Source organism: Kitasatospora sp. NPDC085879, from assembly GCF_040686255.1.
Taxonomy (GTDB): Bacteria; Actinomycetota; Actinomycetes; order Streptomycetales; family Streptomycetaceae; genus Kitasatospora.
Map to the genome: position 1 here is coordinate 85,303 of NZ_JBFBJZ010000017.1, position 14,093 is coordinate 99,395.

The window sequence follows — 14,093 nt, forward strand, 5'->3', positions numbered from 1 at the left end:
CACGGCGTTTCGACTCAGTTGCTGCAAGCAACAGCGTTTGCACTTCAGTCTACCGGTACGACTGACAGAGACGGGCGTTTGGCAGCCCCTGAGGGCAGATGTGCCGCCCTGAATCCCCTCCGCACATGTCCCGATACTCGACAGGGGGGCTCAGAGCCCCTACACGGGCCGCCAGCCGTTCCGGATCCGTTCACTCCGGGTGATGCCGTCAGCCCCAGGTGTCGCCGGGGCCGCGACTGCCCGGCGCACGCAGCCGGCCGTAGCCGCGCTTGGGGGCGTCCGGCCCCAGCACCTTGATCACCCGCACGGTGCCGTGGCCCAGCTCGTGGTTCAGCCTCGCTACCAACTGCCTTGCCAGAAGCCGAAGTTGCGTGGCCCATGCGGTGGAGTCGCACTGCACCGTGAGCACCGCCGCGGACTCCTCGAACTGCTTGGGCACACAGTGCGCCGCGATGTCCGGCCCGACGATCTGCGGCCAGCGGCCCATCACCCCGCCGACGGCCGCGGGCGCCTCCCAACCCCGCTCCGTGATCAACCGGTTCAGCGCCGCCCCCAGCGGAACCGGATCGCGGCCGTCCGCCCGCGCCCCGCTGCGCAGCCCGTGCCGCTTGGCCTCGCGCTTCTCCCGGACCTGCTCACCGCGCTGCCGCGCCTGTTCCTTGGCCGCCCGCAGCGCCACCCGGGCCAGATCGACCCCGGACGCCTCGGACGGGCCGGCCCCCGACGGCTGCGGCGTCTCGCTCATGCGCGGCTCTCCCTTGGCGCGGCGACGGATGAGCCTTCCAGCGTACGGGGCCGCCGCACACTAGACGTCGAGTCGGGCCACCGATCCCTCGGCGACCGCGAAACGCGCCCCCGACAGCGCCTTCGGCACGTCCTCCGCCACGGCCGCGGTCACCAGCACCTGCTCGCCGCCGGCCACCAGCTCCGCCAGCCGGTCCCGGCGCCGCGCGTCCAGCTCGGCGAACACGTCGTCCAGGATCAGCACCGGCTCGCCGCCGTCCGCCTTCAACAGCTCGTACGAGGCCAGCCGCAGCGCCAGCGCGAACGACCAGGACTCGCCGTGGCTGGCGTACCCCTTGGCCGGCAGCGGGCCCAGCCGCAGCACCAACTCGTCCCGGTGCGGGCCGACCAGCGTCAGCCCGCGATCGATCTCCTGCTTGCGCATCGCCTGCAGCGCGGCCAGCAGCTGCTCCTCGGCCTGCTCCCGGCTGCTCGGCAGAGCGCCCTCGAAGGAGCTGCGGTACTCCAGCACCGTCTCGCCCGCGCCCGGCGCCATCTGCCGGTAGGCCTCCGCGACCAGCGGCTGCAGCGCGCCGACCAGTTGCAGCCGGAAGGCGGTCAGCTCGGCGCCGGCCCGGGCGAGGTGGCCGTCCCAGATCTCCAGGGTGGAGAGGTCGGCCCCCTTGCCGCCGCCCGACCGGCGGGCCATCGCCGCCGTCTTCAACAGGGCGTTGCGCTGCTTCAGCACCCGCTCGTAGTCCTGCCGGACACCGGCGAGCCGCGGCGCTCTCGCGGTCAGCAGCTCGTCCAGGAAGCGCCGGCGCTCGCCCGGGTCGCCCTTCACCAGGGCGAGGTCCTCAGGCGCGAAGAGCACCGTCCTCAGCAGCCCCAGCACGTCCCGCGGCCGGACGTTGTCCGAGCGGTTGATCCGCGCCCGGTTGGCCTTGCCCGGGGTGATCTCCAGCTCGACCAGGGTGGGTCGCTGCTCCCGGAGGATCGAGCAGCGGACCACCGCCCGCTCCGCCCCCAACCGGATCAGCGGGGCATCGGTGGCCACCCGGTGGCTGCCCAGGGTCGCCACGTATCCGATCGCCTCGACCAGGTTGGTCTTGCCCTGGCCGTTGGGCCCCACGAACGCGGTGACGCCCGGATCGAGGGGCACCTCGACCCGGGCGTAGGAACGGAAGTCGGCGAGCGACAGATGCGCGACATGCATGGTGGTGGACTGCGCCCGCCTTCCGTGGACTACTTCGACTCGACCGCGTGGCCGCCGAACTGGTTGCGCAGCGCGGCGATCATCTTCATCTGCGGCGAGTCATCCTGCCGCGAGGCGAAGCGGGCGAACAGCGAGGCGGTGATCGCCGGCAGCGGCACGGCGTGGTCGATCGCGGCCTCGACCGTCCAGCGGCCCTCGCCGGAGTCCGCCGCCCAGCCCTTGAGCTTGGCCAGGTGCTCGTCGTCGTCCAGCGCCCGGACGGCGAGGTCCAGCAGCCAGGAGCGGATGACCGTGCCCTCCTGCCAGGAGCGGAAGACCTCGCGCACGTCGGTGACCTCGGGGGCCGCCTCCAGCAGCTCCCACCCCTCGGCGAAGGCCTGCATCATCGCGTACTCGATGCCGTTGTGGACCATCTTCGCGAAGTGGCCGGCGCCGACCTTGCCCGCGTGCACCGAGCCGAAGTCGCCCTCGGGCTTCAGCGCGTCGAAGATCGGCTTGACCCGCTCGACGTGCTCGGCGTCGCCGCCGTACATCAGCGCGTAGCCGTTCTCCAGGCCCCAGACGCCGCCGGAGACACCGCAGTCCACGAAGCCGATGCCCTTGGCGGCGAGCACCTCGGCGTGCTTGATGTCGTCCGTCCAGCGGGAGTTGCCGCCGTCGACCACCACGTCGCCGGGCGAGAGCAGCTCGGCGAGCTGCTCGACGGTCTCCTGGGTCGGGCCGCCGGCCGGCACCATCACCCACACCACGCGCGGGCCGTGCAGCTTCTCGATGAGCTCCTGCAGGCTGTCCACGTCCGCGAGGTCCGGGTTGCGGTCGTAGCCGATGACGGTGTGGCCTGCGCGGCGGATGCGCTCGCGCATGTTGCCGCCCATCTTGCCGAGACCGATGAGGCCGAGCTCCATGACTAGTCCTTCACTGTGGTGTCGTGCCGGGACGTCGGCGCCGTTGCCGCACTGCCCTGAGCCTACGCCGCCCAGGGCAGAGGCCCCGCCGGTCGCAGCCGACCGGGCGAGGCCTCGTCGTCCACAGGCTGTGGACCGGTGCGCCCGCCCTGTGGAGAGCGGGCGCGGCCGGTCAGCCCGACAGCCGGACCGGCATGATCAGGTACTGGTACGCCTCGTCCGCCTCGGCGTCCACCGCGGGCTTGCCGCTGAGCAGCGCCGGCTTGGTCGGCGTGGTGAAGCTCAGCTGGGCGAAGGCGGAGTCGATGGCCTTGAGGCCCTCCTCCAGGTAGCCCGGGTTGAACGCGATCGAGATGTCGTCGCCCTCGAGGTCGGCGTCGATCCGCTCGGTGGCCTGGGCGTCGTCGCCGGAGCCGGCCTCCAGGGTCAGCACGCCCTGCTCGAAGCTGAGCCGGACCGGGGTGTTGCGCTCGGCCACCAGGGAGACGCGCTTGAGCGCCTCCAGGAACGGCTGCGTCTGGATCGCGGCGACGGCCGAGAACTCCGTCGGGAAGAGGCTGCGGAACTTCGGGAACTCACCCTCCAGCAGCCGGGTGGTGGTGCGGCGGCCGGCGCCCTCGAAGCCGATCAGGCCCTCGCCCGCGCCGCCGGAGGCCAGCGCGATGGAGACCGTGTCGCCGCTGCCGAGGGACTTGGCGATGTCCTGCAGGGTCTTGGCGGGGACCAGCGCGACTGCGCTGATGTCCGGCTGCTCGGGCTTCCACAGCAGCTCGCGGACGGCGAAGCGGTACCGGTCGGTCGCGGCCAGGGTGATCCGGTCGCCCTCGATCTCGACCCGGACGCCGGTGAGCACCGGGAGGGTGTCGTCCCGCCCGGCGGCGACGGCGGCCTGGCTGACGGCGGAGGCGAACACGTCGCCGGAGACCGTGCCGGTGGCGGTCGGCATCGCCGGCAGGGCCGGGTACTCGTCGACCGGGAGGGTCGGCAGGGTGAACCGCGAGCTGCCGCAGACCACGCTGACCCGCATCCCGTCGGTGGAGATCTCCACCGGCCGGTTCGGCAGGTTGCGGGAGATGTCGTTGAGCAGGCGGCCGGAGACCAGGACCGTGCCGGCCTCCTCGACGTCCGCCTCCAGCTCGACCCTGGCCGAGACCTCGTAGTCGAAGCCGGAGAGGGCCAGGGTGCCCTCCTGGGCCGTCAGCAGCAGGCCGGCGAGCACCGGCACCGGCGGCCGCGCCGGGAGGCTGCGAGCAGCCCAGGCCACCGCCTCCGCGAGGACATCACGCTCCACCCGGAACTTCACCGGTAACCGCCTCCTGGCTCACTGCTGTGCGCTGCGCGCTCGATCGTCTCGGTGCACTGGGCCGCCCGGCGCAACCGCCCGGCTTCCAGTTGCCGAGAACAGTCTGACGTACTCCACCGACAGACGGAGCAGATGGGCGGAAGCAACCCGAACAGATGTCGGGATCCGGTTGTCCACAGATTTCGGCCCGCCCCCCTGTTGATCAAGCTCAGGGGTCTCTATGTGTAGTGGTAGTAGTAGGGCCTGTGGATACGGTGGATAACCCCGTTTCCGCAGGTCAGGCCCGGTATTTTGTCCACAGTCGCTGTGGACGGCGGATGTGGACAACCAGGCCTCGCTGTGGACGACCGAGAGTTACCCACAGGGCACGCTGAGTATCCACAGGTTATCCCCAGGACTGTCCCCAGATCATGGCCCGGTTATCCACCGGTGTCGAGCAACATCACGTGACGCCTTTCACACCTGGGGGTGAACATCTGCGCCGTGTTGTCGAACTGTGGATACAGCTGTGGAGAACCTGGGGATAACCATCGGTTTCCTGGGGACAACCGGTGGACAACCCGATCGGCCCACTGGCGGACCGTCAACTTTCCACAGTCTGTGGATAACTGTTGTGCACAAGTCCACAGGCACCTGACCTGCAGAGAAGAGCGTAACCCGGACGGCCCTGTGGACGAATTCTGGATAACTCGCCGTCCCCGCACCTGTGGACAGGGGAAAACCGGTCCGTCCTGTGGATTGTGCCGCCCCGCACCGAGCCCGTTCGAATTCCTGAACGGATGTTCCATTCGGCGCATTTCCCGCCCCTCGCGCCGTCACCGGGATGCTGCCCCGGCTTGCGGCTGTCCACACCTGCCGTCGCGTGCCGGCCGCCGGTACGGCGAGGGCCCCGCCGACAGTGTGTCGACGGGGCCCTGGAACGCCCGACTGCCGCCCCTGCAGGGCGGGTTGACGGATCAGCTCTTGATGCGGTTGGTGAGCTCGGTGACCTGGTTGTAGATCGATCGGCGCTCGGCCATCAGCGAGCGGATCTTCCGGTCGGCGTGCATGACCGTGGTGTGGTCGCGCCCGCCGAACTGTGCGCCGATCTTCGGCAGCGAAAGGTCCGTCAGCTCCCGGCACAGGTACATGGCGATCTGGCGGGCCGTCACCAGCACGCGGCTGCGGGAGGAGCCGCAGAGGTCGTCCACACCGAGGCCGAAGTAGGCGGCCGTCTGCTGCATGATCACCTGCGCGGTGATCTCCGGGCCGGCGTCCTCGTCGCCGCCGGGGATCAGGTCCTTGAGGACGATCCCGGCCAGTTCCAGGTCGACCGGTGCCCGGTTCAGGTTGGCGAAGGCCGTCACCCGGATCAGCGCGCCCTCCAGCTCGCGGATGTTCCGGGTGATCCGGGAGGCGATGAACTCCAGCACGTCGGCCGGGGCGTTCAGCTGCTCCTGGATCGCCTTCTTGCGCAGGATCGCGATCCGGGTCTCCAGCTCCGGCGGGGTGACGTCGGTGATCAGCCCCCACTCGAAGCGGTTGCGCAGCCGGTCCTCCAGGGTGATCAGCTGCTTGGGCGGCCGGTCGGAGGAGAGCACGATCTGCTTGTTCGCGTTGTGCAGGGTGTTGAAGGTGTGGAAGAACTCCTCCTGCGTGGATTCCTTGCTCGCCAGGAACTGGACGTCGTCCACCAGCAGGATGTCCATGTCCCGGTACCGCTTGCGGAACGCGTCCGCCTTGCCGTCCCGGATCGAGTTGATGAACTCGTTGGTGAACTCCTCGGAGCTCACGTACCGCACCCGGGTGCCGGGGAAGAGGCTGCGCGAGTAGTGGCCGATGGCGTGCAGCAGGTGCGTCTTGCCGAGGCCGGACTCGCCGTAGATGAAGAGCGGGTTGTACGCCTTCGCCGGCGCCTCGGCGACCGCGACCGCCGCCGCGTGCGCGAAGCGGTTGCTCGCGCCGATGACGAAGGTGTCGAAGAGGTACTTGGGGTTCAGCCGGGCCGGCTCGTCCTTGCGGGCGCCGCCCGCCGGGGGAGCACCGGGCGGCGCGGGCACGCCGGGGGCCGGGGTGCGCTCGGGCAGCGCCGGGGGAGCCGCGGCCGCCGGCGGGGCAAGGGGCGGCCGGGTGGTGCCGCGGCGGGCGGCGCCCGTCCGGGGCCGGGCCTCCGAGGGGTCGGGGCCGAGCACCCCGCCGAACAGGTCGCCCTGCGCGGGGTTGCCGGCGGGCAGCCCCTTCGGCCGGGACGCCTCGGGCTGCCGTTCGGTGGCGGCCGGCGGGGACTGCTCGTACTCGGGCCGGTCCCACTCGGCCGGGCCGGCGGGCCGCTCGCCCCAGGGACGCTGCTCCTCCGCGTACGGGGCCGGGGCCTGCTCGTAGCGGGGCACGTCGTACCGCTCGGGCTGCTGCTCGTACGGCTGCGGCTGCTCGTAGGGCGTGGGCCCGTAGCGCTCGGGCTCGCCGTGGTAGGGACGCTCGGACCAGTCCTGGCCGGCCGGCGGGCGCGGCGGCTCGGCCGGCTGCGGCTCGGGCGCGGGGGTGGGCAGCGCGTTGGCGTCCACCATGACGGCGATCCGGACCGGGCGGGCGAACTCGTAGGTGAGCGCCTCGGTGAGCTGGGGGAGGAGACGCCCCTCCAGCACCTGCTTGGCCCGCTCGTTGGGGGCCGCCAGCAGGGCGGTGTCGTGCATCATCCACATCGGCTGGGTGCGCCGCAGCCACATCTTGTCGCTGTCCCCGACCCCGGCGTCGTTGACCAGCCGCTCGACGACCTTCGCCCAGAGCGGGACGAGATCGCTGTTGACATCAGCCACTGGTGCACGCTTTCTCGTTCCCCGCGTTCGGGGGCTCAGGGGACTCGGGGTGCCGGTCCGATCGATGAACAAACCCGACAAGTCCTGCAACGGTAGTCAGCGGGCAGAGCTGATTCAAGTTGTTGTCCACAGGCTGTGGGCGACGGCCGCCGGGGCTGCCGGTTTGACCCTCCGGGGCGCTCCCGCGTACCGTAACCAGGTCGAGTTGTCGATGGCCGCTGCCGCATGCCCGCGGGTCCACCCGCTTCCACAAGGCGCGCAGCACGGGCGCCGTGGATGGCCTCAACACCAGCAGACCTGGGCCGTTGAGGTGGATTTCCCGTCGAAGGGGAGATCGCGCGGACGCACGGTGACGGCCAAGCGACGTCCCGTCATCCTACGATTCACCTCAGGAGCCCCCGAGTGAGCAAGCGCACCTTCCAGCCGAACAACCGCCGTCGTGCCAAGACCCACGGCTTCCGGCTCCGGATGCGTACCCGCGCCGGCCGCGCCATCCTGGCCGCTCGCCGTGGCAAGGGCCGCACCAGCCTGTCCGCCTGATCCGGCGCACGGGTTCTGATCGTGCTGCCCTCCGAGAATCGGCTGCGGCGGCGCCAGGACTTCTCGACCGCGGTCAAACGCGGTCGCCGGGCCGGCAAGCCCCTGCTGGTCGTCCATCTCGACAGAGAGGGCGGTCGGCCGGGGCGGACGGACCGGGAAAGCGACTGCGACCCGCACGCCGCCGAGGGGATCCCTTCGGCGCGTGCGGGTTTCGTCGTGAGCAAGGCCGTGGGATCCGCGGTCGTGCGCAATCTGGTGAAGCGTCGCCTTCGTCACCTCGTCCGTGAGCGTCTGCCCCGGCTGCCCGCAGGTAGCCTGATAGTGGTACGCGCGCTGCCCCCGGCCGGGTCGGCGACGTACCTCGATCTCGAACATGACCTGGATGCGGCGCTGAGGCGTCTGCTCCGGGCGGAACCGACCGGCAGTGCGCCGACGGGAGCAGGGCGATGAAGTACCTGCTGATGGGGCTGATCAGGCTCTACCAGTGGACGATCAGTCCGCTGCTCGGGCCGGTGTGCCGTTACTACCCCTCGTGCTCGCACTACGGGTACGAGGCGGTGCGCCTGCACGGTGCGATCAAGGGGAGCGGCCTGACCGCGTGGCGCATCCTGCGCTGCAACCCCTGGTCACCGGGTGGGGTCGACCATGTGCCACCGCGCAAGCACCCGGTGTGGCACCGCCGGGTCCGCAATCTGCTGAGCCCGAAGAGTGGGACCGCCGGGCCGGAGCCGGTGGCCAATCCTGATGTCCAAGGAGCCTGACCGGTGACCTTCTCCTTCCTGAATCCCCTCTACACAGCGGTGTCCTGGATCATCGTCCAGTTCCACTCGCTGTACAGCCACGTCTTCGATCCTGACGGCGGCTGGGCCTGGGGTCTGTCCATCGTCTCGATGGTGGTCGTCATCCGGATCTGCCTGATCCCGCTCTTCGTGAAGCAGATCAAGGCGACCCGGGCCATGCAGGCGATCCAGCCGAAGATGAAGGCCATCCAGGAGCGCTACAAGAACGACCGGCAGCGCCAGTCCGAAGAGATGATGAAGCTCTACAAGGAGGCGGGCACCAACCCCTTCTCGAGCTGTCTCCCGATCCTGGTCCAGGCTCCGTTCTTCACCGCGCTCTACGGTGTGCTTGCCTCGGTGGCCGCCGACAAGACGATCGGCGTGATCAACGAGCAGCTGCTGGACAGCGCCAAGCAGGCGCACATCTTCGGCGCCCCGCTGTCGGCGACCTTCCTGGGCAGCAGCGAGCTGAGCGTCAAGATCGTCGTCGCGGTGATGATCGTCCTGATGTCGCTGTCGCAGTTCGTCACCCAGCGCCAGCTGATGACCAAGAACGTCGACCTGACGATCAAGACGCCGTTCATGCAGCAGCAGAAGATGCTGATGTACGTCTTCCCGATCATCTTCGCGGTGATGGGCATCAACTTCCCGGTCGGTGTCCTGGTCTACTGGCTGACCACCAACGTCTGGTCGATGGGTCAGCAGCTGATCGTCATCCGCAACAACCCGACGCCGGGCTCCAAGGCCTACGCCGAGCGCCAGGCCCGCCTGAAGAAGGCCGGTCGGCTGAACCCGGACGGCAGCGTCCGCAAGACCGGTGTGCTGGCCGCCCTGACCGGCGGAAACAAGCAGACCGAGGCGACCGCGGAGGCCGTGGTGGCGGAGACCGTCCAGGTCCGCCGTCAGCAGCCGCGCAAGCAGACCAAGGCGCAGCGCCAGCACACCGCCGGGCACCCGGGCGCGCAGGCGGCCGAGGAGCACGCGGAGGAGCCCGTCGCCGAGGAGCCGGTGGCGCTGTCCAAGCAGGACGCCGTCCCGGCGGGCCGGTCCGCGGCCAAGCAGCCGGCGGGCAAGTCCGGCCAGCGCCAGCAGCCCAAGCGCGGCGGCCAGGGCGGCGGCCAGCGGCCGAAGAAGAAGTCCTGACCGGCCTCCGCCGGTCGATACGGACCCAGATCTTCCCTCTCGGCCCCACCCGAGGGCCCATCCCCGAAGGAGTCCATCAGTGACGGAAGGCACCACCTCTGCCGTCGAGGTCGAGGCAGGCGCGGAGTCCGGCGAGAACGTCGTCGCGCGGCTGGAGCGCGAGGGCGACATCGCCGCCGACTACCTGGAGGGTCTGCTGGACATCGCGGACCTGGACGGCGACATCGACATGGACGTCGAAGGCGACCGGGCGCTGGTCTCGATCGTCAGCGACGGCACCGACCGGGCGCTGCAGCGGCTGGTCGGCCAGGACGGCGAGGTGCTGGAGGCGCTCCAGGAGCTGACCCGCCTGGCGGTGCACCGGGAGACCGGTGAGCGCAGCCGTCTGATGCTGGACATCGCCGGCTTCCGGGCCCGCAAGCGGTCCGAGCTGGCCGACCTCGGCGCCAAGGCCGCCGACCAGGTGAAGTCCACCGGCGAGCAGGTCAAGCTGCGGCCGATGACCCCCTTCGAGCGCAAGGTGGTGCACGACGCGGTGGCGGCGGCCGGGCTGCGCAGCGAGTCGGAGGGCGAGGAGCCCCAGCGGTGCGTGGTCGTGCTTCCGAGCTGACCTCGTGCCGAGTCGAGCGACCCCGTCCGCCGCGTGCGGGCGGGGTCGTCGTTCCTTCGAGGGTGGTTCGTACGGCCCGGTTTGCGCACGGGTCGGGTGCCCGCGTGAGGATGGGTACCTGGTGTTGGGGTGGATACGGTGAGCGGAGAGGCTGACATGGAGACGGACGGCGTGGCGACCGAGGGCGGGCCGTCGGAGGGTGTGCCCGGTCGGGACACTCCGATGGAGGGCGTCCCCGCGGGAGTTCCGGCCCCGGGGGAGGGGCCCGGCGAGCCGCCGGCCGCGGCTGCGGGCATCTTCGGCGAGGGCCTGCCGGCGGCGGTTCGGTACACGGAGCTGCTGGCCACAGCGGGGGTGCAGCGCGGGCTGATCGGCCCGCGCGAGGTGCCGCGGCTGTGGGACCGCCACGTGCTGAACTGCGCCGTGCTGGCGGAGCTGCTGCCGCCGAACGCCTCGCTCTGCGACGTGGGCTCCGGGGCCGGACTGCCGGGCATCCCGGTGGCGCTGGCCCGGCCGGACGTCTCGGTCACGCTGCTGGAGCCGCTGCTGCGCCGGACCACCTTCCTGGAGGAGGTGGTGCGCGAGCTCGGCCTGCAGAACGTCACGGTGCTGCGCGGCCGGGCCGAGGAGATGGTCGGCAAGGTCGCGGTGGACATCGTCACGGCTCGCGCGGTGGCGCCGCTGGACCGGCTGGCCGGCTGGGGGATGCCGCTGCTGCGGCCGTACGGGCAGATGCTGGCGCTGAAGGGCGACACCGCGGAGCAGGAGATCGAGGACTCGCGGGCGGCGCTCACCAGGCTGGGTGCCGAGCGCTGGTCGGTGATCTCGGTCGGTGAGGGCACGCTGGAGACCTCGACCCGGGTGGTCCGAGTGGAGGCGGGGGAGAGCCCCGGCGGTGTGAAGGCGGCCACACGGCGGGCCAAGGCGGCGCGGGCGGGCCGCGGCGTCCGGGACGGCGGCCGCGGTGGTGGGCGCCGGCGCCGCTGATCGGCGGCGGGTGAGCAGGACGGAGAGCGGGTGGCCCCGGGGCCACCCGCTCTCGGTGTTTTCGCAGGCCGGGCGTGCCGGGCCGGGTGCGGGCGTCGCCGGGAGGGTGGCATTGGATCGAGGACGGAGTGTCGCACCGTCAGATTTACGACATTCCGGGCATGGTGTTTCACGTGAAACGACGCTCACTGCTTCCCGGAATCCTCGACCGCGCCATGGCGGTGACTGTTGCCGCTCCGGTTTCACGTGAAACACTGACCCCCATGCAGGACTCGGAGACCATCCACCAGATCGACGACACGCCGATCGGGCGCGCCGCCCAGGCCGCCGTCCAGGCCATCGGGCGGACCGGGGAGGGGCTGCCCAGGCCCGCCGCGACCCGGGTGATCGTGGTGGCGAACCAGAAGGGCGGGGTGGGCAAGACCACCACGACCGTCAACCTGGCCGCCGGCCTCGCGCTGCACGGGCTGCGGGTGCTGGTCGTCGACCTCGACCCGCAGGGCAACGCCTCCACCGCGCTCGGCATCGACCACCACGCAGAGGTGCCGTCGATCTACGACGTCCTGGTGGAGGGCAAGCCGCTGGCGGACGTCGTCCAGCCGGTGGTGGACGTGGAGGGGCTGTTCTGCTGCCCGGCCACCATCGACCTGGCCGGCGCGGAGATCGAGCTCGTCTCGCTGGTGGCCCGGGAGAGCCGTCTCCAGCGCGCCATCGCCGCCTACGAGCAGCCGCTGGACTACATCCTGATCGACTGCCCGCCCTCGCTCGGCCTGCTGACCGTCAACGCCCTGGTCGCCGGCCAGGAGGTGCTGATCCCGATCCAGTGCGAGTACTACGCGCTGGAGGGCCTCGGGCAGCTGCTGCGCAACGTCGAGCTGGTGCGCGCCCACCTGAACCCGGCGCTGCACGTCTCGACCATCCTGCTCACCATGTACGACGCCCGCACCCGGCTGGCCGCGCAGGTCGCGGAGGAGGTCCGGACGCACTTCGAGAACGAGGTGCTGCGGACGGCCATCCCGCGCTCGGTCCGGATCTCCGAGGCGCCGAGCTACGGGCAGACCGTGCTCACCTACGATCCCGGCTCCACCGGTGCCCTCTCCTACCTGGAGGCCGCTCGCGAGATCGCGCTGCGGGCCGTCGAGGGCGGTTTCCCGGCCGGGGCGTCGGCGGGCTACGGTGCGGTCGGGCAGCAGCGGACCGCTGGCGCGGCGGCGCAGGCCGCGGCGGCACAGCACGGCACGATGGAGGGCAACCGGTGAGTGGTGGGCGCAGAGGACTGGGACGGGGTCTGGGGGCACTGATCCCGGCCGCCACACCGGCGGCAGGGGTGCCGGCGGCCGCCCCGGCGGCGACCGCGGTGGTGACCCCGACGGCCGTGCCGGTCCTGCCGACCGACCGCGGCACCGTGGCGGCCAAGGCCGCCGCGGAGAGCCTGCGCGAGCTGGCCGGCGAGGCGCACGCGCGGAGCGTGCCGGAGTCGGTGCTGACACCGGTGGACGGGGCGCGCTTCGCCGAGCTGCCGCTCGACACGATCACGCCGAACCCGCGTCAGCCGCGCGAGGTCTTCGACGAGGACAAGCTCGCCGAGCTCGTCGCCTCCATCAAGGAGGTGGGCCTGCTGCAGCCGGTGGTCGTCCGCCAGGTCGGCCCGGAGCGCTTCGAGCTCATCATGGGCGAGCGGCGCTGGCGGGCCTCGCGGGAGGCCGGCCTCGAGGTGATCCCGGCGATCGTCCGGGCCACCGAGGACGACAAGCTGCTGCTGGACGCGCTGCTGGAGAACCTCCACCGGGCGGAGCTGAACCCGCTGGAGGAGGGCGCCGCCTACGACCAGCTGCTGCGGGACTTCTCCTGCACCCACGACGAGCTGGCCGACCGGATCGGCCGCTCCCGCTCGCACGTCTCCAACACGCTGCGCCTGCTGAAGCTGTCCCCCGCGGTGCAGCGCCGGGTCGCGGCCGGGGTGCTGACCGCCGGCCACGCGCGCGCCCTGCTCGGGGTGCCGGACGCGGGCCGGCAGGACGAGCTGGCCCGGCGGATCATCGCGGAGGGTCTCTCGGTGCGCACCACCGAGGAGATCGTCGCGCTGATGGACCGGGAGGAGAAGCCGCAGAGGTCGGCCGGGCCGAAGGCCGGGAAGATCCTCTCGCCGGCCTTCGGCGACCTCGCCGGGCGGCTCTCCGACCGGTTCGAGACCCGGGTGAAGGTCGAGGTCTCGCAGCGCGGCGGCAAGCTCGGCAAGGGCAAGGTCGTGCTGGAGTTCGCCTCCGTCGATGACCTCAACCGGATCCTCGACACCCTCGCCCCCGGCGAGGAGGGGCTGCGGCTCTCCCAGAGCTGACGGCGGCCTGCCGAGAAGCGGACGAGCGGGTGCATGTTTCACGTGAAACGTGCACCCCTCGCGTTTTTCGGAGCAAGCTCGTGGTGTGGGACCGAGCCGGAGGAGGTGTGTGGGGCGTGGGTCGCAGGCTCGCTCCGCTGACGCTGGACAACCTGGCCGATCTGCCGGACGGCTGCCGCTCGTGCGTGTTCTGGGAACTCGACCCGGTCAGCGGACGGGCGGCGGTGGACGGGGGCAAGGCGGAGTCGGAGAAGGAGGGGTGGATCTCGGCGGTGCTGCTGGAGTGGGGCTCCTGCGGACGCATCGTCTACGTGGACGACGTCCCGGCGGGCTTCGTGCTCTACGCGCCGCCGGCGTACGTGCCGCGCTCGCAGTCGTTCCCGACCAGTCCGGTCTCGCCGGACGCCGTGCAGCTGATGGTGAGCCGGGTCGTGCCCGGCTACCAGGGTCAGGGGCTAGGCCGGGTGCTGGTCCAGGCGGTGGCCAAGGACCTGCTCGGCCGGGGGTTCCGGGCCATCGAGGCGTTCGGGGCGGTGGGCCGTCCGACGCCGAGCTGTGTGCTGCCGGCAGACCATCTGCTGGCGGTCGGCTTCAAGACGGTGCGGCCGCACCACCGCTACCCGCGGCTGCGGCTGGAGGCCAGGAGCACGCTGTCCTGGCGCAGTGACGTCGAGGGGGCACTGGAGCGGCTGCTGGGCGGAGCCCGGAAGGAGCCGGCGCTCCGACCGTTCTGAGCCGACCGGGGCGGCCGAAC

14 protein-coding genes are annotated in these 14,093 nt (G+C 71.4%); 9 read left to right on the plus strand and 5 right to left on the minus strand.

All coding sequences use genetic code 11. The features are described 5' to 3' along the window. Positions 1-208: 208 nt before the first annotated feature. The 5 genes from AB0P35_RS15730 to dnaA all read right to left on the minus strand — a co-directional run bounded on the left by AB0P35_RS15730 (position 209) and on the right by dnaA (position 6,942). Positions 209-745 carry a DciA family protein gene (locus AB0P35_RS15730; protein WP_363510988.1) on the minus strand — a complete coding sequence of 179 codons (537 nt, stop codon included), beginning with the start codon at positions 743-745 and terminating at the stop codon, positions 209-211. 60 nt (positions 746-805) lie between these two features. Next, on the minus strand, positions 806-1,939 hold the full coding sequence (recF, locus tag AB0P35_RS15735; protein ID WP_363510990.1) for a DNA replication/repair protein RecF: 1,134 nt from the start codon (positions 1,937-1,939) through the stop codon (positions 806-808). A 29-nt stretch (positions 1,940-1,968) separates the two neighbouring features. Continuing rightward, positions 1,969-2,844, minus strand: a complete 876-nt coding sequence (gene gnd / locus AB0P35_RS15740) for a phosphogluconate dehydrogenase (NAD(+)-dependent, decarboxylating) (RefSeq protein ID WP_363510992.1) — start codon at positions 2,842-2,844, stop codon at positions 1,969-1,971. A 172-nt stretch (positions 2,845-3,016) separates the two neighbouring features. Further along, the gene (gene dnaN / locus AB0P35_RS15745) at positions 3,017-4,147 is read right to left on the minus strand and encodes a DNA polymerase III subunit beta (protein WP_095873840.1); all 1,131 of its coding nucleotides are present in this window, start codon (positions 4,145-4,147) and stop codon (positions 3,017-3,019) included. 956 nt (positions 4,148-5,103) lie between these two features. Beyond that, positions 5,104-6,942, minus strand: a complete 1,839-nt coding sequence (dnaA, locus tag AB0P35_RS15750) for a chromosomal replication initiator protein DnaA (RefSeq protein ID WP_363510995.1) — start codon at positions 6,940-6,942, stop codon at positions 5,104-5,106. 402 nt (positions 6,943-7,344) lie between these two features. On the opposite strand from dnaA, the gene rpmH reads away from it, so the two are divergent. From rpmH to AB0P35_RS15795, 9 genes are all read left to right on the plus strand, one after another. Continuing rightward, positions 7,345-7,482 carry a 50S ribosomal protein L34 gene (rpmH, locus tag AB0P35_RS15755; protein ID WP_030392420.1) on the plus strand — a complete coding sequence of 46 codons (138 nt, stop codon included), beginning with the start codon at positions 7,345-7,347 and terminating at the stop codon, positions 7,480-7,482. 21 nt (positions 7,483-7,503) lie between these two features. Then, on the plus strand, positions 7,504-7,932 hold the full coding sequence (gene rnpA / locus AB0P35_RS15760) for a ribonuclease P protein component (RefSeq protein ID WP_363510997.1): 429 nt from the start codon (positions 7,504-7,506) through the stop codon (positions 7,930-7,932). After that, positions 7,929-8,243 carry a membrane protein insertion efficiency factor YidD gene (yidD, locus tag AB0P35_RS15765; RefSeq protein WP_095873843.1) on the plus strand — a complete coding sequence of 105 codons (315 nt, stop codon included), beginning with the start codon at positions 7,929-7,931 and terminating at the stop codon, positions 8,241-8,243. The genes rnpA and yidD overlap by 4 nt, the downstream gene beginning before the upstream one ends. A 3-nt stretch (positions 8,244-8,246) precedes the next feature. Continuing rightward, positions 8,247-9,404, plus strand: coding sequence for a membrane protein insertase YidC (gene yidC / locus AB0P35_RS15770; protein WP_363510999.1), 1,158 nt, complete (start codon positions 8,247-8,249; stop codon positions 9,402-9,404). 79 nt (positions 9,405-9,483) lie between these two features. Then, positions 9,484-10,014 (plus strand): R3H domain-containing nucleic acid-binding protein, encoded by a 531-nt coding sequence (locus AB0P35_RS15775; RefSeq protein ID WP_095873845.1) that lies wholly within the window; start codon positions 9,484-9,486, stop codon positions 10,012-10,014. A 222-nt stretch (positions 10,015-10,236) separates the two neighbouring features. Next, a complete protein-coding gene (gene rsmG, locus AB0P35_RS15780; RefSeq protein ID WP_363511056.1) occupies positions 10,237-11,001 on the plus strand; it encodes a 16S rRNA (guanine(527)-N(7))-methyltransferase RsmG in 765 nt (254 codons plus the stop codon). A 263-nt stretch (positions 11,002-11,264) separates the two neighbouring features. Next, positions 11,265-12,260, plus strand: coding sequence for a ParA family protein (locus tag AB0P35_RS15785; RefSeq protein WP_363511001.1), 996 nt, complete (start codon positions 11,265-11,267; stop codon positions 12,258-12,260). After that, a complete protein-coding gene (locus tag AB0P35_RS15790; RefSeq protein ID WP_363511003.1) occupies positions 12,257-13,339 on the plus strand; it encodes a ParB/RepB/Spo0J family partition protein in 1,083 nt (360 codons plus the stop codon). The genes AB0P35_RS15785 and AB0P35_RS15790 overlap by 4 nt, the downstream gene beginning before the upstream one ends. A 116-nt stretch (positions 13,340-13,455) precedes the next feature. After that, on the plus strand, positions 13,456-14,073 hold the full coding sequence (locus AB0P35_RS15795; protein ID WP_095873847.1) for a GNAT family N-acetyltransferase: 618 nt from the start codon (positions 13,456-13,458) through the stop codon (positions 14,071-14,073). Positions 14,074-14,093 lie beyond the last annotated feature (20 nt).

Bases quoted from the DNA above. Each gene is read 5' to 3' on its own strand.
- gnd (WP_363510992.1), bottom strand. From the start codon at position 2,844: ATGGAGCTCGGCCTCATCGGTCTCGGCAAGATGGGCGGCAACATGCGC.
- yidD (WP_095873843.1), top strand. From the start codon at position 7,929: ATGAAGTACCTGCTGATGGGGCTGATCAGGCTCTACCAGTGGACGATC.
- AB0P35_RS15730 (WP_363510988.1), bottom strand. From the start codon at position 745: ATGAGCGAGACGCCGCAGCCGTCGGGGGCCGGCCCGTCCGAGGCGTCC.
- rsmG (WP_363511056.1), top strand. From the start codon at position 10,237: ATGGAGGGCGTCCCCGCGGGAGTTCCGGCCCCGGGGGAGGGGCCCGGC.
- recF (WP_363510990.1), bottom strand. From the start codon at position 1,939: ATGCATGTCGCGCATCTGTCGCTCGCCGACTTCCGTTCCTACGCCCGG.
- AB0P35_RS15785 (WP_363511001.1), top strand. From the start codon at position 11,265: ATGCAGGACTCGGAGACCATCCACCAGATCGACGACACGCCGATCGGG.